Genomic DNA, 21555 nt, shown 5'->3' on the forward strand with positions numbered 1-21555 from the left:
GCTGGACTGGAAAAACGGATGGAATGGGTGGTACGGCCGGGAGGCGTGCGGCCGAGGCGCGTAGCCTTTCGTGACGCCGCACGGCGCGAGGCGTGCGAACGTCGCAGCAGCCTCTCACGCGGGAGGTGCGATGTTAACACGGCACAGCGCTACGCCGATGGCGCCCCCGATGTTCCTCTTGCCACGGCTTATCCGTCCCTCGCCTCGTTCCGCACGTTTTACGCGCCGTGCCACAATACCGGGCTCCCGCCACCCGCACTCGCTGGAAAAGGATGCGCTAAATGACTGCACCGCAACCGCTGCAAATCGGCCTGATGGGCTACGGCTTCGCCGGCCAGACCTTCCACGCCCCCGTGATCGCGCATAGCGGCGCCGCGCAACTCGCGGCCATCGCCACGAGCCAGGGCGAACGCGCCCAGGCAGACTATCCCGACGCCGCGATCGTGCCCGATCTCGACGCGCTGCTCTCCGTCGACGCCATCGAATGCGTCGTGATCGCCACGCCCAACGACACGCACTACGACCTCGCGCGCCGCACGCTCGAGCGCGGCAAGCACGTGCTGGTCGACAAGCCGGTCACGCTCACGGCCGAGCAAGCGCGCACGCTCGCGGCCATCGCGAAGCAGCGCGGCCTCGTGTTCGCGCCGTTCCACAACCGCCGCTGGGACGGCGATTTCCTCACCGTGCGCGAGCTGATCGCCCGCGGCGAACTCGGGCGCATCACGCACTACGAATCGCATTTCGACCGCTTCCGCCCGCAAGTCAAGCAGCGCTGGCGCGAAGACGCCACGCGCGGCGGCGGCCTGCTCTACGATCTCGGCCCCCATTTGATCGACCAGACGCTCGCGCTCTTCGGCGCGCCCGAGTCGATCACGGCGTTTGTCCACACGCGCCGCGACAACGCGAGCGCACCGGATTACGCGCACCTCGTGCTGCGCTACCCGCACCACGACGCCGTGCTGCACGCCAGCGCGCTCGCCGCGTACGCGCCGCGCTTCGCGATTCACGGCACGCGCGGCAGCTATCTGAAGAACGGGCTCGACACCCAGGAAGATCAGCTCAAGGACGGCCTGCGCCCGGGTCAGCCCGGGTTCGGCGCGGGCAACGAGATGGGCCGCCTGCACGTGCTGCGCGACGACGGCCAGGAAGCCGATCTCGAAGTGCCTAACGCCGCCGGCAATTACGCCGATCTGTACCGCGCGCTCGCCGCGGCGATCCGCGAAGGCAAACCGTTCCCGGTAAGCCCGCAGGACGCCATCGACGTCATGACACTCATCGAGCTCGCCATGCAAAGCGCGAAGGACGGTCGCACGCTGGCGTTCGTGCGCCAGTCCTGAGCGCGCCGGCACGCACTTTCGGCTGCGGCGTCGACCTTGCATTGCGCCGACGCCGCTGAAAGGTCCATACAAATGGTTACATCTGGTTGCCGCAGCGGGGTCATCACGCGGCAATCGCCGGACGTTTGTGGACATGCAGGACAAAAAAGCAGCAACGACAAGACAAAGGAGAGTCTGAATGACCCGCTACACCCACGCTCTACGCCTGATCGCCGCTGGCGCGCTCGTCTCGACGCTCGCCGCGTGCGTGGTCAACCAGCCGGCGCCGCGCCCCGCTCCCCCACCCGGCCCGAATCCGCATGAAGTCGCCGTCGATCGCCTGCATCAGGTCGACAGCCGCATCGACAACCTGGGCCGCCGTATCGACATGCGCGTGAGCCAGGGCTACTACCCGCCGCCCCAGGGCGGCGCGCTGCATCACCGCCTCGACACGATCCGCGGCGAAGCGCACGACATGGCCGCGCAGCATGGCGGCGGCATCTCGCCCGACGAGCAGCGCGTGCTGAATCAGGAACTCGACACCGCCGCTCGCGCCATCGGCGAATAAGCGTTACGCGCATTCGCCTCCCGGCACGGATCGCCCGCTCGCGGTTCGTGCCCCGCCTGACGGCCGCCCCGAACCGCCCCCGTTTTTCTGCGGCGCGCTGCACGGCGCGCCGCCGATCCGCGCAAGCCAATACCGGCAAGCCTCACGCCCGTTTGCTCGCGTCGCATGCAGAATTTTTCCGCATTGACATAGCCCCGAGGCGTCGCGCACAATCGCTGCGCGCGCCGGGAGAGCGCGCCGTTTGTCACCGCAAGTGCAACCGGCGCCGCCGAAGGGGCAACCCACAAACTCTCAGGCAAAAGGACCGTGCGCGCCGGACCGCCGATTTGCTGCACTTGCGCTTTTTGCGCGAGATGACGCGAAGCGGCATACAGTCCGCAACTCTGGAGAGCGGCAGTAGAACGGGCGGCGGAAAAGTAACCCCCACGCGTTCAGGCTGCCCACCGAAGGGGCGCGCGCCCGCCGCAACAGGGCGCAATCTCTCAGGTACCGAGGACAGAGGGGCCATGCAAGAACCGACCGCGGGCATCGTGCCTGCGGCGTTTCCTGCATGGCCTTTTTCGTTTTCGCGCGAATTTTCGCGTTTCGCCTGAGGCCCCATGACCGAACTCAAACGCACCCCGCTGAACGATACGCACCGCGCGCTGAACGCGCGCATGGTCGACTTCGGCGGCTGGGACATGCCCGTCAATTACGGCTCGCAGATCGACGAGCATCGCGCCGTGCGCACCGACGCCGGCATGTTCGACGTCTCGCACATGTGCGTCGTCGACTTTTCGGGCCCGAAGGCGCGCGAGTTCTTCTCCCGCGCGCTCGCCAACAACGTCGCCAAGCTCACCACGCCGGGCAAGGCGCTCTATTCGTGCATGCTGAACCCCGCAGGCGGCGTGATCGACGACCTGATCGTCTACTTCTTCGCCGACGACCAGTTCCGCACCGTCGTCAACGCCGGCACAGCCGAAAAAGACATCGCCTGGTTCGACAAGCTCAACGCCGAAGGCGGCTTCGGCCTCACCATCACGCCGCGCCGCGATCTCGCGATCGTCGCCGTGCAGGGCCCGAACGCGCGCGAAAAGGTCTGGCAGGTCGCGCCCTCGTCGCGCAGCGCCACCGAAGTTCTCAAACCCTTCAACGCCGCGAAGATCGAAGCCACGCCGTTCGGCGCGCTGATGATCGCGCGCACGGGCTACACCGGTGAAGACGGCTTCGAAGTCGTGCTGCCCGCAACCGCCGTGTGCGAGTTCTGGGACGCCCTGCAGCGCCAGGGCGTGAAGCCCTGCGGCCTCGGCGCGCGCGACACGCTGCGCCTCGAAGCGGGCATGAACCTCTACGGCCAGGACATGGACGACGGCGTCTCGCCGCTCGACGCCGGCCTCGCCTGGACCGTCGACATGAAGGAGCCGCGCGACTTCGTCGGCCGCGGCGCGCTGGAGGCAAACGGGTCGCGTTCGGCCTTCGTCGGCCTGATCCTGCAGAAGGAAAACGGCAAGGCGGGCGGCGTGCTGCGCGCGCACCAGAAAGTGCTCACGCCGCACGGCGAGGGCGAGATCACGAGCGGCACGTTCTCGCCGAGCATGCAGGAATCGATCGCCTTCGCGCGCGTGCCCCAGGGCGTGCAGCCGGGCGACGTCGTGCAGGTGCAGATCCGTGACAAAGCCCTTCCCGCAAGCGTGGTAAAACTGCCGTTCGTGCGCAACGGCAAGGTGCTCGCCGCCTGATCCGCGAGGATCCTGCCGCCGCGCACGCCCTCCCCCTTTCGAGCAACGAAAACCGAACCACGCACTGGAGCAACCATGAGCATCCCGGCCGATCTGAAATACACCGAATCGCACGAGTGGGTCCGCACCGAAGCCGACGGCACGCTGACCGTCGGCATCACCGACCACGCGCAGGAAGCGCTCGGCGACATCGTCTTCCTCGAGCTGCCCGAAGCGGGCCGCGCGGTCACCGCCGGCGACGCCGTTGCCGTGATCGAATCGGTCAAGGCCGCCTCGGACATCTACGCGCCGGTCGCCGGCGAGATCATCGAAGCGAACACGTCGCTCGTCGACACGCCCGACCAGGTGAACGGCGCGCCGTACGAGTCGTGGCTCTTCAAGATCAAGCCCGCCGCCGACGCCAGCCTCGACTCGCTGATCGACGCCGCCGCCTACGAAAAGGCGATCGGCGCTTAATCGGCAAACCCGCCTTTGTAACCGCAACGGCGCGGCGGCGCGCTCAAGATCCGCACCGCCCGCGCCGGCAGTAAAACCCGGAATCCCCATGAAGCTCGAACACCCGGATCGTCTGATGAACTCCCCGCTCTCGCTTGCTGCGCTCGAAGCGCACGACGCTTTCGCCGCCCGTCACATCGGCCCCGACACGGCCGACCAGCAGGCGATGCTCGACGCACTCGGCTTCGCCTCGCGCGCCGCGCTGATCGATGCGGTGATTCCGGCGAAGATCCGCCGCACCGAGACGCTGCCGCTCGGGCCGTTCTCGCAGCCGCGCTCGGAAGCCGAGGCGCTCGCCGGCCTGCGCGCGCTCGCGGACAAGAACCAGGTGTTCCGCTCGTATATCGGGCAGGGCTACTACGACACGCACACGCCGGCCGTCATCCTGCGCAACGTGCTCGAAAACCCGGCGTGGTACACCGCGTACACGCCGTACCAGCCGGAAATCTCGCAGGGCCGCCTCGAAGCCCTCCTGAACTTCCAGCAGATGATCACCGACCTGACGGGACTCGCGATCTCGAACGCGTCGCTGCTCGACGAAGCCACCGCCGCCGCCGAAGCGATGACGCTCGTGCAGCGTGTGGGCAAGTCGAAGTCGAACGTGTTCTTCGTCGCCGACGACGTGCTGGCGCAGACCATCGAAGTCGTGAAGACGCGCGCCAAGCCGATCGGCATCGAGGTGAAGGTCGGTCCGGCCGCCGAAGCGGCCGAATTTGCCAAAACCACAGGCGCCTTCGGCGTGCTGTTGCAATATCCCGGCGTGAACGGCGACGTGCGCGACTACCGCGCGCTCGCGCAAGCCGTGCACGCGGCCGGCGGCGCGGTGGTCGCCGCCGCCGACCTGCTCGCGCTCACCGTGCTCACGCCCCCGGGCGAATGGGGCGCGGACGTGGCCGTCGGCAACTCGCAGCGCTTTGGCGTGCCGATGGGCTTCGGCGGCCCGCACGCCGCCTATCTCGCGGTGAAGGACGAATTCAAGCGCCAGATGCCCGGCCGTCTCGTCGGCGTGACTGTCGACGCGCAAGGCAACCCGGCGCTGCGCCTCGCGCTGCAAACGCGCGAACAGCACATCCGCCGCGAGAAGGCGACCTCGAACGTCTGCACGGCGCAGGCGCTGCTCGCGATCATGGCGAGCATGTACGCCGTCTACCACGGCCCGCAAGGCTTGAAGCGCATCGCGCAGCGCGTGAACCGCGTCGCCGCGATCCTCGCCGCGGGCGCGAAGCAACTGGGCTACACGCTCGTCAACGATGCGTTCTTCGACACGCTCACGTTCGAGGCCGGCCCGCGCACCCAGGCGCTGCACGACGCGGCGCTCGCGCGCGGCATGAACCTGCGCCACGTGAGCGAGACGCGTGTGGGCGTATCCGTCGACGAAACCACCTCGCGCGCCGATCTGGCCGACCTGCTCGCCGTATTCGCGCAAGCCGCGTTCGCCGGCGAAGCGCCTTCGCTCGACAAGCTCGACGCCGAACTCACGCAAGCCGCCGCGTCGACGTTCCCGGCCGCGCTCGTGCGCGAGAGCACATACCTCACGCACCCGGTATTCAACCGTCACCATTCGGAAACGGAAATGCTGCGCTACCTGCGCAGCCTCTCCGACAAGGACCTCGCGCTCGACCGCTCGATGATTCCGCTCGGCTCGTGCACGATGAAGCTCAACGCGACCTCGGAAATGCTGCCGGTCACGTGGCCCGAATTCGGCCGCATCCACCCGTTCGCGCCTGCCGAGCAAACCGTCGGCTATCGCGAGATGGTCGATCAGCTCGAACAGATGCTCGTGGCCGCAACCGGCTACGCCGCCGTCTCGCTGCAGCCGAACGCCGGCTCGCAGGGCGAGTACGCGGGCCTGCTCATCATCCAGGCGTACCACGCCTCGCGCGGCGAAGCGCATCGCAACGTCTGCCTGATCCCCGCTTCGGCGCACGGCACGAACCCCGCATCGGCGCAGATGGCCGGCATGCAGGTCGTGGTCGTCGCGTGCGACGCGCAAGGCAACATCGATCTCGCCGACCTCAAGGCCAAGGCCGCGCAGCACGCGGCGAAGCTCGCGGCGATCATGATCACGTATCCGTCCACGCACGGCGTGTTCGAAGAGAACGTGCGCGAAGTCTGCGAGATCGTGCATGCGGCGGGCGGCCAGGTGTACGTGGACGGCGCGAACATGAACGCCATGGTGGGTCTCGCGGCGCCGGGCCAGTTTGGCGGCGACGTCTCGCACCTGAACCTGCACAAGACCTTCTGCATTCCGCACGGCGGCGGCGGCCCGGGCGTCGGTCCGGTCGCGGTGGGCGCACATCTTGCGCAGTTCCTGCCGAACCAGCTTTCGTCGGGCTACAAGCGCTCGACCGACAAGGGTCACGGCATCGGCGCAGTGAGCGCGGCGCCTTACGGCTCGGCGTCGATCCTGCCGATCTCGTGGATGTACATCGCCATGATGGGCGCGGCCAACCTGACCGCGGCAACGGAAAACGCGATCCTCAACGCCAACTACGTGGCGAACAAGCTCGCGCCGCACTTCCCGGTGCTCTACAGCGGCCCAGGCGGGCTCGTCGCGCACGAGTGCATTCTCGACCTGCGCCCCATCAAGGATGCCAGCGGCATCACCGTGGACGACGTGGCCAAGCGCCTGATGGACTACGGCTTCCACGCCCCGACCATGAGCTTCCCGGTGCCGGGCACGCTGATGGTCGAGCCGACCGAGTCGGAGTCGAAGGAAGAACTGGACCGCTTCATCGACGCGATGGTGGCCATCCGCGAGGAAATCCGCGCAGTGGAAGACGGCCGCGCGGACAAGGAGGACAACCCGCTGCGCCACGCGCCGCACACGGCCGCCGTGGTGGTCGCCGACGACTGGAAGCACGCTTATTCGCGCGAGCAGGCCGCCTATCCGGTCGCGTCGCTCGTCGCGCGCAAGTACTGGCCGCCGGTTGGCCGCGCCGACAACGCGTACGGCGACCGCAACCTGTTCTGCTCGTGCGTGCCCATGAGTGAATATTCGGGCGAACACGCCGACCAAACGGCCGGCGAATAGTCCGCTGCCAAGCCGCTGCGTTATCTTCGGTGAACGCAGCGGCGCTCATCCCTCTCACATTTGCCGCCGCAAACCGCTAACATCACACACCTGTCAGCCTTGAATCAGGGAGTCGCGCATGGCGCGGAAGGTGGGAACGGATCTACTGCGGGTTCCACTGCGGGACTCGGTGCGGGACTTGCCGCATACCGCAACGCGCCATTCGGTCCGGCAGACCCGGCACGCGCGCGGCAGGTTGCAACGCCGCCCGCAGCGCCTTGCCGCCGCGCTGGCGCTCGCCTGCGCGACGCTCACCGGCACCTTCGCCGGCTCGGCCCACGCGGCCATGAACTTCTGTGCGGCACCCGCGCTGCAATCGAGCGAGCGCACCAACTCCGATCCGGGCGTGAAGGCGCTCGTGGCCGAGGTGCTGACGCACGTGAACGACACGCCGCGTCCGCTGCCGCGCCTGCACACCGAAGGCACGCTGCCGCACGAGGGCATCTACGATCAGAGCGTCGAGGCCGCGAAGGAGCTCGACCTCATGCGCAACGCGGCGCTCGCGTGGCGCGCGACGAGCGACGAGCGCTTCCTGAAGCTCGTGGACCGCTTTCTGCTCGCGTGGGTCACCACCTACAAGCCGAGCTTCAATCCCATCGACGAAACGCGTTTCGAGGGGCTGATACTCGCCTACGACATGACCGCGAGTGCGCTGCCCGTGAAAACGCGCAACGCGACCATGCAGTTCCTGAACAGCTTCGCGACCGGCTACATCGCGCAAGTCGACGCGCAGCCGCGCCCGCTCAAGGGAAATTTCGCGAACAACTGGCAAAGCCATCGGGTCAAACTGATCGCGATGATTGCGTTCACGCTCGACAACCGCAAGATGATCGCGACGGCGCAGCGCCTGTTCGTGGAGCATCTCGGCGACAACGTCGCGCCCGACGGTTCGACACTCGACTTCACCGAGCGCGACGCGCTCCACTACGTGACCTACGATTTGCAGCCGCTCGTGACCGCCGCGCTCGCCGCGCGCCGCCACAACCGCAACTGGCTGACCGAACGCGCGGCCAACGGCGCCACGCTCGCGGGCGCGCTCGACTGGCTCACGCCTTATGCGCTCGGCCAAAAGACGCACGAGGAATTCGTGCATTCGAACGTGCCGTTCGACGCGAAGCGGCGCGAAGCGGGCCTGCCGGGCTACACCGGCCAGTGGGACCCGAAAAACGCCGCCGAACTGTTTCACCTCGCGGCGCGGCTCGACGGCCGCTTTGCGCCAGTCGCGCTGAAACTCGCGCCCACGCCGCCCGCGTGGCTCGCCGTCTGTCTGCCGTTGCCGGCGCGCTAAGCGCGCGGGTTGCGGCGGCGGCACGGAAATCACGATGCCGCGGAACGTGACTTCCGCGCCGCATCCCCGCAAACCCTCGTCAGACAAGCAGGAGCAGTACCCATGGCAGTCAGCGTTTTCGATCTCTTCAAAGTCGGCATCGGGCCCTCCAGTTCGCACACGGTCGGGCCGATGCGCGCGGCGCTGATGTTCGCCGAAGGACTCGAGCGCGACGGCCTGCTCGCGAGCGCCGCCGCCGTGAAGGTCGAGCTGTACGGCTCGCTCGGCGCCACCGGCAAGGGCCACGGCACCGACCGCGGCGTCATGCTGGGCCTCATGGGCGACGCGCCCGACACGGTCGACCCCGACACCATCGGCGAGCGTCTCGAAGCCGTGCGCACCTCGCGCCAGCTCGCTCTCCTCGGCCGCCATCCCATTGCGTTCGTTCCGAAGGAGCATGTGGCGTTCTACCGCCAGGCGCTGCCCGAACACCCGAACGGCATGAAGCTGCGCGCGCTCGACGCCAATGGCGACACGCTGCGCGAAAGCACCTACCTTTCGGTGGGCGGCGGCTTCGTCGTCACGGCCGGCGCGCCGAACACGAAGGTGCTCGCCGCCGCCCAGCAATTGCCGAATCCGTTCGGCACGGGCGCGGAGATGCTCGCGCTGTGCGCCTCGACGGGCAAGAGCATTGCGCAGCTGATGCTCGAAAACGAGCGCGTCTGGCACAGCGACGAGCAGATCCGCTCGGGTCTCCTGCACATCTGGAACGTGATGCAGTCGTGCGTGTCGCGCGGTTGCGGCATCAACAATCCCGACGCCGACGGCACGCTGCCCGGCCCCTTCGCCGTGAAGCGCCGCGCGCCGCAACTCTATCGTGCGCTGACGAGCAACCCCGAGCGCGCGCTGCAAGACCCGCTCTCGATGATCGACTGGATCAACCTCTACGCGATCGCCGTGAACGAGGAAAACGCCGCTGGCGGGCGCGTAGTCACCGCGCCGACCAACGGCGCAGCGGGCATCATCCCCGCCGTGCTGCACTATTACGTGCGCTTCACGCCGGGCGCGAACGAACAGGGCGTGATCGACTTCCTGCTCACCGCGGCCGCCATCGGCATTCTCTACAAGCTCAACGCTTCGATTTCGGGCGCCGAAGTGGGCTGTCAGGGCGAAGTGGGCGTGGCCTGCTCGATGGCCGCCGGCGCGCTCGCCGCCGTGCTGGGCGGCACGCCGCAGCAAGTGGAAAACGCCGCCGAAATCGGCATGGAGCACAACCTCGGCCTCACCTGCGACCCCGTGGGCGGCATGGTGCAGATTCCCTGCATCGAACGCAACGCCATGGCTTCGGTAAAAGCCGTGAACGCCGCGCGCATGGCGCTGCGCGGCGACGGCGCGCATTACGTTTCACTCGACTCCGTCATCAAGACGATGCGCGAGACCGGCGCCGACATGAAGACGAAGTACAAGGAGACCTCGCGCGGCGGCCTCGCGGTGAATATCGTCGAGTGCTGATTCGTTCGAGCGCTGTCGTCTTACCTGAAGCATCCGTACGTAAGCAGCCCGAAATCACGTAACGCTTGAAGGAGACTTGACCGCCATGCAGCAGCCGAACGCATCCGCCACCACCGAAGCCACCACGACCGGGGCCCGCCTCGTCGTCGCTGCGCTCGTCGCCAATGGCGTCGAGCGCGTGTTCTGCGTACCGGGCGAGAGCTATCTCGCGGTGCTCGATTCGTTGTCCGACGAAACCGCGAAGATCGAAACCGTGGTGTGCCGCCACGAGGCGGCGGCGGCGAACATGGCGGAAGCGATCGGCAAGCTCACGGGCAGGCCGGGCGTTGCGCTCGTCACGCGCGGGCCGGGCGCCACACACGCGTCGATCGGCGTGCACACGGCGTTCCAGGACTCCACACCGATGATCCTCCTGATCGGCCAGGTCGCGCGCGATCAGATGGACCGCGAGGCGTTCCAGGAGATCGACTATCGACGCATGTTCGGCCAGATGGCGAAGTGGGTCGCGCAGATCGACGACGCGCGCCGCGTGCCCGAATATCTGAGCCATGCGTTCCATGTCGCGATGTCGGGCCGGCCCGGCCCGGTCGTGCTCGCGCTGCCCGAAGACATGCTGAGCGGCGCGATTCCCGCGTCCGAAGCGCAGCCCCTCGCGCCGCCCGCGCAGCGCGTGCAGGCGTCGCCTTCCGCTGCGCAGATGGAGCGCCTGCGCGAGTGGCTCGCGCTCGCGCAGAGGCCGTTCGTGATCGCGGGCGGCCATGGCTGGAACCCGCAGGCATGTGCGGACTTCCAGCGCTTCGTCGAGAACTGGCAATTGCCGGTCGGCCTCGCGTTCCGCTTTCAGGACACGCTCGACAACGAGCACCCCAACTATGCGGGTGACGTAGGTCTCGGCGTGAATCCGGCACTCGCGAAGCGCATTCGCGAAGCCGACGTGCTGCTCGCGCTCGGTCCGCGTCTGGGCGAAGCCACGACGGGCGGCTACACGCTCTTCGATATTCCCAAAACGAAGCAAACGCTCATTCACGTGCATCAGGGCGCGGAGGAACTCGGCCGCGTCTACGCAGCCGATCTGCCGATCGTGTCGGGCCTCGCGGAAATCGCGGCGCTGCTCGCGCAACTGCCGGCGCCCGCACAACCCGCGTGGGCCGACAGCGCCGCGCAAGCGCACGAGGCGTGGCACGCGTGGCGCAAGCCGCTGCCGATGCCGGGCGACGTGCAACTCGGCGAAGTCATGCAGCAGCTGCGCGCGCGCCTGCCCGACGATGCGATCGTCACGAACGGCGCGGGCAACTACGCAACGTGGCTGCATCGCCACTTCGCGTATCGCCACTTCCGCTCGCAACTCGCGCCCACGAGCGGCGCGATGGGCTACGGCGTGCCCGCCGCAATCGCCGCGAAGTCGCTTTACCCCGCGCGCACCGTGGTCGCACTCGCGGGCGACGGCTGCTTCATGATGGCTTCGTCGGAACTCGCCACGGCGATGCAGTACGGTCTGAACGTCGTGTTCATCGTCGTGAACAACGCGCACTACGGCACGATCCGTATGCACCAGGAGCGCCACTATCCGAACCGCGTGCACGGCACGCAGCTCACGAACCCCGACTTCGCGGCGTTTGCGCAGTCGTTCGGCGCGCACGGCGAAGTCGTCACGACCACGGCCCAGTTCGCCCCCGCGCTGGAGCGCGCGCTCACGGCAGGCAAGCCTGCGCTGATCGAGATCCGCGTGACGAAGGAAGCGAGCACGCCTGCGGCGACGCTCGAGCAGATTCGCGAAGCGGGCAGGAAAATGCGCGGAGAATGACCGGAAAGGAATCCTGAACAAGCTCACCTTTGGCGCTGGATGCGCGATGGTGAGAGCACAAACAAAAGCCCCGCAGATCTTTCGATTCTGCGGGGCTTTTCACTTCAGCCGAAGCTCAGGCGCTTACTTGCCGCCCACGCTTTGCAGCGTCGTCCACTTGCCGTCGACAACCTTGTACAGCGTGATGCCGCCGTTCTTCAGGTCGCCGCGCGAGTCGTACGCGAGGTCCGCGGTCGTGACCGCCGGCATGCTGGTCTTCTCGAGGAACGGCAGGTACTTCGCCGGATCCGTCGAGTTGGCCTTCTTCATGGCGTCGAACATCGCCATGGCGCCGTCGTAGGCGTACGGCGAGTACGTCTGCACGTCTTCGCCGAAGCGCTTCTTGTACTTCGCGACGTAGTCCTTGCCACCCGGCATCTGGTCGAGCGGCAGGCCGGCGAGCGACGCCACCGTGCCGTTCGCCGCGTCACCCGCGATCTGCAGGAAGGTCGGCGTGTGCACCATTTCGCCGCCCATCAGCGGGGCCTTGATGCCGAGCGACTTCATCTGCTTGACCATCGGTGCCGCCTGCGAATCCGCGCCGCCGAAGTAGACCAGGTCGGGGTTCATCGCCTTCGCCTTCGTCAGCACCGACTTGAAGTCGACGGCCTTGTCGTTGGTGTACTCGCGGTCGATGATGGTGCCGCCAGCAGCCTTCGCCGCCTTCGAGAACTCGTCGGCGAGACCCTGGCCGTAGGCCGTGCGGTCGTCGATCACGACGATCTTCTTCATGCCCAGATTCTTCACCGCGAACGCGCCTGCCACCGAACCCTGCTGCGTGTCCGAGGTCATCATGCGGAACGTCGTCTTGAAGCCTTGCTGCGTGTACTCAGGCGCCGTCGCCATGGCGATCTGCGGGATGCCTGCGTTCGCGTAGATGCGCGAAGCCGGGATCGTCGTGCCCGAGTTGAAGTGGCCGAGCATGCCCTTGATGCCGTCGTCGACGAGCTTCTGCGCGACCGTCGTGCCCGTGCGCGGGTCGGCCTGATCGTCGGCCGAGTCGAGCACGAAGTGAACCGGCTTGCCGCCGATCACGGGCTTCGTCGCGTTCATCTCTTCGACTGCGAGCGTGATGCCGTTCTGGAAGTCCTTGCCATAATGCGCCTGCGCGCCCGTCATCGGACCGGCGAAACCGATCTTCACGTCTTCGGCTTGTTGTGCGTGCGCAGTCCCCGCCAGCGACAGGGCGGCAACAAGCGTTGCGCCTGCCAGCTGCTTCATCGTGTGTTGCATTGCTTCTCCTTGGTACCAGGTATCGAACGAGCGGCTTCGGATTCGTGAGCCTTGCCGCTTCCTTGTCTTGAGACGACCGACAGTATGGCTTGTGCTTAGCCGATCGTCATCAGATTTGCATTACCGCCTGCCGCTGCCGTATTCACGCTGACCGACCGTTCCGCGAGCAGCCGTTCGAGCGCGTAATCTTCATCGCCATTGGCAAGCGCGTGCGCCGCCACCCCTTGCACCGAGACGATCGGGCCAGGACGTTTGGCCACTTCCTTCACGAGTGCGAGCAGCTCGTCGCTGTCGCCTTCGAAGAGGACCGCATCGAAGTCGGCATCGGCCGTCTTCCTGATCGCCACGTGCGCCTTCAGTGCCGCCGGCAGTGCGCTCACGAGCGCTTCGCCCGCCGCGCCCTGGAACAGCGCGCGGTTGCCCGTTGCGAGCGCAACGGCGAGTTGTGCGCGTGCGCCCGTGGCCGTGGAGGGCACGCACAGCACCGTGCCGCGCGCCGAAAGCGTGTAGGTATTGCGCTCGCCCGTCGGGCCGGGCAGAACCGCCGTGGCGCCCGCGAGCACGTATTCGAGGTAGCCGTCGCAGCGCGCCGCGAGCGCGGGTTCGCGCTCGGCGATGAGCCAGTCGCGCAGCGTCGTGAGCGCAGCCTGTGCCGACTGCGGCGCGCCGTTGCCTTCGGCGCCTTGCGGCGCATCGACGACGAGCACATCGGCGAGCGACTTCGGCAAGCCGGCCGGACGCTTCGCGAGCAGGCGCGACAGATACAGCGCGCCACCCGCCTTCGGCCCCGTGCCCGACAGGCCTTCGCCGCCGAACGGCTGCACGCCCACCACCGCGCCGATCACGTTGCGGTTCACGTAGATGTTGCCCACGTGTGCGCGGCCGATCACGTGAGCGATCGTTTCGTCGATGCGTGTGTGAACGCCGAGCGTGAGGCCATAGCCCGTTGCGCGGATCTGCTCGAGCAGGCGGTCGAGCTGGCTGCGGCGATAGCGCAGCACGTGCAGCACCGGGCCGAACACTTCGCGCTTGAGTTCGTCGAGGCTGTCGAGTTCGATGAGCGTGGGCGGCACGAACGTGCCTTGTGCGCAGGTGTCGGGCGTCGGCATCTGCAGGACCTTGCGGCCCTTTTCACGCATGCCGGCGACGTGCGCATCAATACCGCGTTTCGCGTCGAGGTCGATCACGGGACCGACGTCGGTCGAGAGGCGGTCGGGGTTGCCCACCGCGAGTTCCTTCATCGCGCCGGTGAGCATTTCGAGCGTGCGGTCCGCCACGTCGTCCTGCAGGCACAGCACGCGCAGTGCGGAACAGCGCTGGCCGGCCGAGTCGAACGCGCTTTGCAGCACGTCGGCCACGACCTGCTCCGCGAGCGCCGACGAATCGACGATCATCGCGTTCTGGCCGCCGGTTTCGGCGATCAGCGGAATCGGGCGGCCTTCGGAATCGAGACGTTCGGACAGCGTCTTGTTGATGAGGCGTGCGACTTCGGTCGAGCCCGTGAACATCACGGCGCGCGTGCGGTGGTCGGCGACGAGCGCCGCGCCCACGGTTTCGCCGTTGCCCGGCAGCAGTTGCACCGCGCCCGCCGGCACGCCGGCTTCGCGCAGGATGCGCACGGCTTGCGCGGCGATCAGCGGCGTTTGTTCAGCGGGCTTCGCGAGCACCGTGTTGCCGGCTGCGAGCGCCGCGGCCACCTGGCCCATGAAGATCGCGAGCGGGAAGTTCCACGGGCTGATGCACACCACGGGGCCGAGCGGACGATGCGTATCGTTCGAGAACTCTTCGCGGATCTGCGTGGAGTAATAGCGCAGGAAGTCGATCGCTTCGCGCATTTCGGCCACGGCGTTCGGCAGCGACTTGCCCGCCTCGCGCACGATCAGGCCCATCAGCGTATGCATTTGCGCTTCGAGCAGATCGGCGGCGCGTGCGAGGCAATCCGCGCGCGCTTCGACGGGCGTGGCCTGCCAGATCGGCGCGGCGGCCACGGCGTGCGTGAGCGCGGCGCTCACGTGCTCGCTCGTGGCTTCCACGACGGTGCCGACGAGATCGCGATGATCGGCGGGGTTGCGCACGTCGCGTGCGGCGCCATCGGCGATATCGCTGTCCGCGAGCATCGGCGCGGCGCGCCACGGATGATGCGCACTCGCCAGCAGCGCCGACGAAAGCGACGCGAGACGATGCTCGTTCGAGAGATCGAGGCCCATCGAATTGAAGCGCTCGTTGCCGTACAACTCGCGCGGCAGCGGAATCTTCGCGTGCGGCGCGCCGAGCGGCACGACCTTGGCCGCGTCGTCGATGGGATTCGTGACCAGTTCGGCGACGGGTACGGAGGCATCGGCGATGCGGTTCACGAACGACGTGTTCGCGCCGTTTTCGAGCAGGCGGCGCACGAGATACGCAAGCAGCGTTTCGTGCGTTCCGACCGGCGCGTAGACGCGGCACGGACGGTTGAGCTTGCCCTGCGCGAGCGGGCCCGTGACTTCTTCGTACAGCGGCTCGCCCATGCCGTGCAGGCACTGGAACTCATATTGGCCGGGATAGTAGTTCTGCCCCGCGAGGTGATAGATCGCCGAAAGCGTGTACGCGTTGTGCGTGGCGAACTGCGGATACACGGCATCCGGTGCGCCGAGCAGCTTCTTCGCGCAGGCGAGGTACGACACATCCGTGTAGATCTTGCGCGTGTACACGGGGTAGCCTTCGAGGCCATCCACCTGGGCGCGCTTGATTTCCGTATCCCAGTACGCGCCCTTCACGAGGCGCACCATGATGCGGTGACGGCTGCGGCGCGCGAGATCGACGATGTAGTCGATCACGAACGGGCAGCGCTTCTGGTAAGCCTGCACCACGAAGCCAATGCCGTTCCAGCCCGCGAGTTCCGGATCGAAGCACAGCGCTTCGAGCAGGTCGAGCGAGAGTTCGAGGCGGTCGGCTTCTTCGGCGTCGATATTGAGGCCGATGTCGTAGCGGCGGGCGAGCACGGCGAGCGCGCGCACGCGCGGCAGCAACTCGCTCATGGTGCGTTCCTGCTGCGCGCGCGAGTAGCGCGGGTGCAGCGCGGAAAGCTTGATCGAGATGCCCGGGCCTTCGTAGATGCCGCGGCCGCCCGCGGCCTTGCCGATGGCGTGGATCGCCTGCTCGTACGAGGCGTAGTAGCGCTGGGCATCGGCTTCCGTCGTCGCGGCTTCGCCGAGCATGTCGTACGAGTAGCGGAAACCGCGCGCTTCGAACTTGCGGCTGTTGGCCAGCGCTTCGGAGATGTTCTCGCCCGTGACGAACTGCTCGCCCATCAGGCGCATGGCCATGTCCACGCCCTTGCGGATCAGCGGCTCGCCGCCCTTGCCGATCATGCGCGTGAGCGCCGACGACAGGCCGGTTTCGCTGTTCGTCGTGACGAGCTTGCCGGTGATCATGAGGCCCCACGTGGCGGCATTCACGAACAGCGACGGCGCGTGGCCCACGTGCGATTTCCAGTCGCCCTTGCTGATCTTGTCGCGGATGAGCGCGTCGCGCGTGGCGCGGTCGGGAATGCGCAGCAGCGCTTCGGCGAGGCACATCAGCGCCACGCCTTCCTGGCTGGACAGCGAAAATTCGTGGATCAGGCCTTCCACGCCGCCGCCCGTGCCCTTCGCGCGCAGCGTTTCCACGAGCTTCGTGGCGAGCTTCGTCACGTCGCCCGTGAGGTTGGCGGGCAGGCGCGCTTCGCCGATCAGGAACGGCACGCACTCCGGCTCCGGGCGGCGGTACGCGGCCGTGATCGCCGCGCGCAGCACCGACTGCGGTTGCACGTTCTGCGCGAATTCGAGGAACGGGTGCGATGCGGCTTCGTCGTCGTCAGCGGTAGCACCTTCGGCGAGATCGGTCGCACCGACATGACCATTGAGCTCGGGAGGCAGCTGGCCGTGCTCGATTTTCTCGAGATAGGCGAAGATGGCTTGCTTGATGAGCCAGTGCGGCGTGCGCTCGAGCCGCGTGGCGGCGTCCTTGAGGCGGGAGCGGAGGAGATCGTCGACCTTGACGCCAAGTGTGGTGCTAGCCATGTTTCCTTCGTATGCCGGCAGACCCGCACCGGCGGTGACCAAAAAGTTGGCGAATCGTAACCCTGCCAATAAAAAGGTGCAACCACTCCCTCAAAATGGTTGCACCACGACTGCGGCCTTGTGCAGCCTGCGTTTGCGGCCGATGTCCGCCCACCGGGCCGCGCGGGTTGCGCTTGGTATTTTCCCTGGTTCGGCAACACGCTGGACAACCCTAATCGATTCTGCGGCCGTGCCGTTATACAAACAAAGCGGGGTTGTTGATCACAAGAAAGTGCGAAGGGACCGGAAAATGGAAAAGCTGCTGGTAATCGCAGGGATCTGGACGATGTGCGCCACGTGCGCCGTGCTTTTCATTCGCGGCGCGACGGCGCCGGATGAACGGCGCATGAGCTTGAAGCGCGCGGCGCACAGGGACGTGGCCGACACCGTCGGCCAATGAGGAAGGAAACGCGAAGTCGATGCCGGGTGGCCCCGCCGTTGCCGCAGGGTGCACGTCTGCGGGGCCATGCCGGCTGCTGTTGCCGCTAGATATCGAGCGGATCGACTTCGAGATTCCAGCGCAGCACGCCGCGCAACGCGCGCAGCGCGGGCTGCCACGCGCGCAGGGTTGCCTGCAGCGCGGCACGCGACTTGCTTTCCACGAGCAGTTGCGCGCGATGCACGTTCATCACCTTCACGATGGTGAGCGGCACCGCGTCGTAGGCCATGACACGTTCGGCGCCCGGAATCGCCGCGAGTGCCTGCGCGGCCTGGGCGAGGAACGTCAGCGCCGCCTCCAGCGTGCGCCCTTCGGCGCGCAATAACGCCTGATAGACGAACGGCGGCAGATGCGCATCGCGCCGCTCCGCGATCTGCGTGTTCGCAAACCCCACGTAGTCCTGGCGCGCCAGCGCGTGATAGAGCGCGTGACGCGGATAGCGCGTCTGCACGAGGACCTCGCCGGCCAGGCCGGCGCGCCCCGCCCGCCCGCTCACCTGCATCAGCTGCGCGAACAGCCGCTCGCTCGCCCGGAAATCGTGCGAAAAGAGCGCATTGTCGGCGTTCAGCACGCCAACGAGCGACACGCGCTGGAAGTCATGCCCCTTCGCGATCATCTGCGTGCCCACCAGGATGTCGACTTCGCCCGCGTGCACGTCGGAGAAAAGCGCCTGTGCGCTGCCCTTGCGGCGCGTGCTGTCGGCGTCGATGCGCAGCACCCGCGCGCCCGGCACCGCGCTCGCGAGCGCCTCCTCGATGCGCTGCGTGCCGCGCCCCATCGGCGCGATGTCGACGTTGCCGCACTCGGGACATGAACGCGGAATGCGCGATTCCCAGCCGCAGTGATGGCAGCGCAGCGCGCGTTCGGGCTTGTGCAGCACGACGTACGCGCTGCAGCGCGGGCAACCCGCCACCCAGCCGCAGGCGTCGCACGCGAGCGTAGGCGCGTAGCCGCGTCGGTTCAGGAACACGAGGCTCTGCTCGCCGCGCTCGAGGCGCGCCTTCATCGCCGCGACCAAAGGCCCGGAGAGTCCTTCGAACGAAGCGCGGCCGCGCCGCCGCTCCTCTTCGAGATCGATCAGCTTGACGGTGGGCAGCACCGCGTCGGCGATCGCGCGGCGCGACAAGGTGAGGCGCGTGTAGCGGCCCTGCTCGGCCTGCCACCAGCTTTCGAGCGACGGCGTGGCCGAGCCCAGCACAACCGGCACGCCCAGTTGCTTCGCGCGCCATACCGCGAGGTCGCGCGCCGAGTAGCGCAGCCCTTCCTGCTGCTTGTAGGCAGGGTCGTGCTCCTCGTCGACCACGAGCATCGCGAGACGCGGCAGCGAGGCAAGCACCGCGAGCCGCGTGCCGAGCACGATGCGCGCGCGGCCCGTGTGCGCCGCGAGCCAGTTGCGGGCGCGCTCGCCTTCGGCGAGGCCGCTGTGAAGCGTGACGATGGCCTCGTCGGCAAGCGTGGCCGCAAAGCGCGTGCGAAAGGCCGCCTCGAACTGCGGCGTGAGATTGATTTCCGGGACCAGCACGAGCGCCTGGGCGCCCGGCTCGCGCTCGAGCAGCGCCGCGAGCGCGCGCAGATAGACCTCGGTCTTGCCGCTGCCCGTCACGCCGTGCAGCAGGAAGGGCGCGAAGCCGCTCGCCGCGCCGATGGCTGCCACGGCGTCGGCCTGCTCGTCGCTCAGGCGCGGGACGTCCACCACGGCGGCAGTCGGCGCGGCGCGGTGGGCCGCGCCTGCGGCCGCACCGAACTCGATGCACTCATGCTCGACCCAGCCGGCTTCGCACCAGGCTTCGAGCGTTGCAATCGCCTTGGGATGCAGCGCGCGGGCCGCGGCTACGTCGAGTTCGCCTGCATCGCAGAGCGCCTGCGCGAGACGGCGCAGCGCCTGGGCACGCGCCGGCAAGGCGTCGGGCAGCGCGGCGCGCCCTTGCGGCGACAGCCGGTAGCGCTCCTCGGGGGCGAGCAGGCGCGCCCAGCGCGACGGATCGCGCAACGCCTGCGGCAGCGCCGGCAAGGCGACCTCGCCCAGGCCCCGCTGATAATAGTCGGCGGCAAAGCCGGCCAGCGCGAGCCATTGCGCCGAAAGCGGCGGGCAGGCGGCGCACACTGCGCTCACGTCACGAATCTTGTTTGCGGGCACGTCGCTGTGAGCGTTCACTTCGCAGATCAGGCCGACCACGTCGCGACGCCCGAACGGCACGCGCACGAGCATGCCGGGCGCGGGCACGCTGTCGAGGCCATAGCGATAGTCGTAAAGCGCATCCAGCGGATGATCCAGCGCCACGCGCACGTACTGCCCTGTCATGCCTGACTCCCAGGGAAGTTCTGTACGCCGTCGCACAGACACGCAAACCTAAAGTAATACTTGAGATTTCGCGCTAAGTTTTGGATTCCGCAGAACAATCGCGCCCCCGAATCTGCGCCTGTGGATAACTTTGTTGAGAACTTGCCGGGCGCCGCCGCCGGGCTCCCGCGCACGGTCGCTATGTGGGATACCGCACAGAGCGCCGTGGAGCGCCGAAAGCCTTGTCTGTCAAGGGTCCGATTGATTCTGCCCAGACCCGGACAGGGCCCTGCGACAACCTTTCCCTCTTGCGCGCCGCAACGAGGCAAGTGTGTATAAGTCAAGTCTTGACAGGACCGCGATGGCGTCTGGATGGCCTCTTGAGCCCGGTCATACCCTGATGCCCGGAGCCCAGCTTGCTGCGACGCATCAAAAACGTCACGCACCGGCCGCGCGAATCGCGCGGCTGTGACGATGCACTTCGTCCACGAGTTCGGCCACGCTTTCGGGCGGCGTGAACTGCGAGATGCCATGGCCGAGATTGAACACGTGGCCAGGGTGCGCGCCAAAGCTGTCCAGTACCGCGCGCGCCTGTTCGCGAATCGCGGCAGGCGAGGCGAACAGCACGGTGGGATCGAGGTTGCCCTGGAGCGCCACCCGCTCGCCCACGCGCTCGCGCGCGCGCCCAAGATTGACGGTCCAGTCGAGGCCCACGGCGTCCACGCCCGAATCGGCGATTTCGTCGAGCCAGAGGCCGCCGCCCTTCGTGAACGTGATCACCGGCACGCGCTCGCCGTCATGCTCGCGCTTGAGCTGCGCGACCACCTGCGCGATGTACGCGAGCGAAAAGCGCTGGTACACGCCGTCCGCGAGCGCGCCGCCCCAGGTGTCGAAGATCATCACGGCCTGCGCACCGGCTTCGATCTGCGCGTTCAGGTAGGCCGCCACCGCCTGCGCGTTGACTTCGAGGATGCGTTGCATGAGGTCCGGGCGCGCATACAGCATCGACTTCACCGTGCGGAAGTCGTCCGAGCCGCCGCCCTCGACCATGTAGCAGGCGAGCGTCCACGGGCTGCCCGAAAAGCCGATCAGCGGCACGCGCTGGCGCCCGTCCGCATTGGTGAGGGCGCGGCGAATCTCGCGCACGGCGTCGGTCACGTAACCGAGCGTCGCGCCGATATCGGGCACGGCGAGCCGCGCCACGTCTTCTTCGGTACGCACAGGGTGCGCGAACTTCGGCCCTTCACCCGCCTGGAACGAGAGGCCGAGGCCCATCGCGTCCGGAATCGTGAGGATGTCGGAAAACAGGATCGCGGCGTCGAGCGGATAGCGCTCGAGGGGTTGCAGCGTGACCTCAGTCGCGTATTCGGGATGCTTCGCGAGGCCAAGGAAGCTGCCCGCGCGGCTGCGCGTCGCGTTGTACTCCGGCAGATAGCGACCTGCCTGGCGCATCAGCCAGACAGGCGTGTACTCGGTCGGCTGCCGCAGCAGCGCGCGCAGGAAGGTGTCGTTCAGGAGAGTGTGGGCCACGTGCTGGATGCGCGAAGTCGCGCCAGGGTTTCGGAAGCAAGCGGCCATTTTACCGGAGCGGCCGCCCACGCATGCCGCCTATGCCGCTGATGGGCGGGATCAGAAGCGCAATGCTACCGAAGTATAGGTCCTGCCTACCCAGGTAAGTCCGCGCTTATCTGCCACGTACGCGAGGGCTATCATCAGACGGCTTTCCAGAAC

Annotated in this window: 13 protein-coding genes and 2 riboswitches; of the genes, 9 read left to right on the plus strand and 4 right to left on the minus strand. The window is 67.5% G+C overall.

Features of this window, described 5'->3' with window-relative positions:
* The first annotated feature begins 281 nt into the window (after positions 1 to 281).
* The 8 genes from BHE01S_RS17030 to BHE01S_RS17065 all read left to right on the plus strand — a co-directional run bounded on the left by BHE01S_RS17030 (position 282) and on the right by BHE01S_RS17065 (position 11753).
* Entirely contained in the window at positions 282 to 1337 is a 1056-nt protein-coding gene (locus BHE01S_RS17030; RefSeq protein WP_042265957.1) for an oxidoreductase, read from the plus strand.
* 178 nt (positions 1338 to 1515) lie between these two features.
* Positions 1516 to 1884 carry a hypothetical protein gene (locus BHE01S_RS17035; protein ID WP_042265958.1) on the plus strand — a complete coding sequence of 123 codons (369 nt, stop codon included), beginning with the start codon at positions 1516 to 1518 and terminating at the stop codon, positions 1882 to 1884.
* A 215-nt stretch (positions 1885 to 2099) separates the two neighbouring features.
* A riboswitch (glycine riboswitch) is annotated at positions 2100 to 2200 on the plus strand.
* Positions 2201 to 2257: 57 nt separating this feature from the next.
* A riboswitch (glycine riboswitch) is annotated at positions 2258 to 2393 on the plus strand.
* A gap of 90 nt (positions 2394 to 2483) precedes the next feature.
* Positions 2484 to 3602 carry a glycine cleavage system aminomethyltransferase GcvT gene (gene gcvT / locus BHE01S_RS17040; RefSeq protein WP_042265960.1) on the plus strand — a complete coding sequence of 373 codons (1119 nt, stop codon included), beginning with the start codon at positions 2484 to 2486 and terminating at the stop codon, positions 3600 to 3602.
* A 75-nt stretch (positions 3603 to 3677) separates the two neighbouring features.
* Complete coding sequence (gcvH, locus tag BHE01S_RS17045; RefSeq protein ID WP_042265962.1) at positions 3678 to 4058, plus strand: glycine cleavage system protein GcvH; 381 nt, start codon at positions 3678 to 3680, stop codon at positions 4056 to 4058.
* 88 nt (positions 4059 to 4146) lie between these two features.
* Positions 4147 to 7131, plus strand: coding sequence for an aminomethyl-transferring glycine dehydrogenase (gcvP, locus tag BHE01S_RS17050; RefSeq protein ID WP_042265964.1), 2985 nt, complete (start codon positions 4147 to 4149; stop codon positions 7129 to 7131).
* Between the two features lie 325 nt (positions 7132 to 7456).
* Positions 7457 to 8458, plus strand: coding sequence for an alginate lyase family protein (locus BHE01S_RS17055; protein WP_157025461.1), 1002 nt, complete (start codon positions 7457 to 7459; stop codon positions 8456 to 8458).
* A gap of 102 nt (positions 8459 to 8560) precedes the next feature.
* A complete protein-coding gene (locus BHE01S_RS17060) occupies positions 8561 to 9949 on the plus strand; it encodes an L-serine ammonia-lyase (RefSeq protein WP_042265967.1) in 1389 nt (462 codons plus the stop codon).
* Positions 9950 to 10034: 85 nt separating this feature from the next.
* Positions 10035 to 11753, plus strand: a complete 1719-nt coding sequence (locus tag BHE01S_RS17065; protein WP_042265969.1) for a thiamine pyrophosphate-binding protein — start codon at positions 10035 to 10037, stop codon at positions 11751 to 11753.
* Between the two features lie 123 nt (positions 11754 to 11876).
* On the opposite strand, the gene BHE01S_RS17070 is transcribed toward BHE01S_RS17065, so the two are convergent.
* A complete protein-coding gene (locus BHE01S_RS17070) occupies positions 11877 to 13025 on the minus strand; it encodes a branched-chain amino acid ABC transporter substrate-binding protein (RefSeq protein ID WP_042265972.1) in 1149 nt (382 codons plus the stop codon).
* Positions 13026 to 13120: 95 nt separating this feature from the next.
* Complete coding sequence (gene putA / locus BHE01S_RS17075; RefSeq protein ID WP_042266136.1) at positions 13121 to 17065, minus strand: trifunctional transcriptional regulator/proline dehydrogenase/L-glutamate gamma-semialdehyde dehydrogenase; 3945 nt, start codon at positions 17063 to 17065, stop codon at positions 13121 to 13123.
* A 289-nt stretch (positions 17066 to 17354) separates the two neighbouring features.
* Between putA and BHE01S_RS38420 the strand changes: the two genes are divergently transcribed.
* Positions 17355 to 17504 carry a hypothetical protein gene (locus BHE01S_RS38420; protein WP_167337690.1) on the plus strand — a complete coding sequence of 50 codons (150 nt, stop codon included), beginning with the start codon at positions 17355 to 17357 and terminating at the stop codon, positions 17502 to 17504.
* Positions 17505 to 17589: 85 nt separating this feature from the next.
* Here the strand turns inward: BHE01S_RS38420 and BHE01S_RS17080 are convergent, their stop codons facing one another.
* The gene (locus BHE01S_RS17080; RefSeq protein WP_042265973.1) at positions 17590 to 19845 is read right to left on the minus strand and encodes a primosomal protein N'; all 2256 of its coding nucleotides are present in this window, start codon (positions 19843 to 19845) and stop codon (positions 17590 to 17592) included.
* A 417-nt stretch (positions 19846 to 20262) separates the two neighbouring features.
* Complete coding sequence (gene hemE, locus BHE01S_RS17085; protein WP_042266137.1) at positions 20263 to 21354, minus strand: uroporphyrinogen decarboxylase; 1092 nt, start codon at positions 21352 to 21354, stop codon at positions 20263 to 20265.
* Positions 21355 to 21555 lie beyond the last annotated feature (201 nt).

It is taken from the genome of Paraburkholderia heleia NBRC 101817 (genome assembly GCF_000739775.1).
In the GTDB taxonomy this organism is placed as follows: domain Bacteria; phylum Pseudomonadota; class Gammaproteobacteria; order Burkholderiales; family Burkholderiaceae; genus Paraburkholderia; species Paraburkholderia heleia.

Coding starts and splice junctions, on each gene's coding strand:
- BHE01S_RS17030 (WP_042265957.1), top strand. CDS start 282: ATGACTGCACCGCAACCGCTGCAAATCGGCCTGATGGGCTACGGCTTC.
- gcvT (WP_042265960.1), top strand. CDS start 2,484: ATGACCGAACTCAAACGCACCCCGCTGAACGATACGCACCGCGCGCTG.
- BHE01S_RS17065 (WP_042265969.1), top strand. CDS start 10,035: ATGCAGCAGCCGAACGCATCCGCCACCACCGAAGCCACCACGACCGGG.
- BHE01S_RS38420 (WP_167337690.1), top strand. CDS start 17,355: ATGGAAAAGCTGCTGGTAATCGCAGGGATCTGGACGATGTGCGCCACG.
- putA (WP_042266136.1), bottom strand. CDS start 17,065: ATGGCTAGCACCACACTTGGCGTCAAGGTCGACGATCTCCTCCGCTCC.
- BHE01S_RS17060 (WP_042265967.1), top strand. CDS start 8,561: ATGGCAGTCAGCGTTTTCGATCTCTTCAAAGTCGGCATCGGGCCCTCC.
- BHE01S_RS17070 (WP_042265972.1), bottom strand. CDS start 13,025: ATGCAACACACGATGAAGCAGCTGGCAGGCGCAACGCTTGTTGCCGCC.
- gcvP (WP_042265964.1), top strand. CDS start 4,147: ATGAAGCTCGAACACCCGGATCGTCTGATGAACTCCCCGCTCTCGCTT.
- BHE01S_RS17080 (WP_042265973.1), bottom strand. CDS start 19,845: ATGACAGGGCAGTACGTGCGCGTGGCGCTGGATCATCCGCTGGATGCG.
- BHE01S_RS17055 (WP_157025461.1), top strand. CDS start 7,457: ATGAACTTCTGTGCGGCACCCGCGCTGCAATCGAGCGAGCGCACCAAC.
- BHE01S_RS17035 (WP_042265958.1), top strand. CDS start 1,516: ATGACCCGCTACACCCACGCTCTACGCCTGATCGCCGCTGGCGCGCTC.
- gcvH (WP_042265962.1), top strand. CDS start 3,678: ATGAGCATCCCGGCCGATCTGAAATACACCGAATCGCACGAGTGGGTC.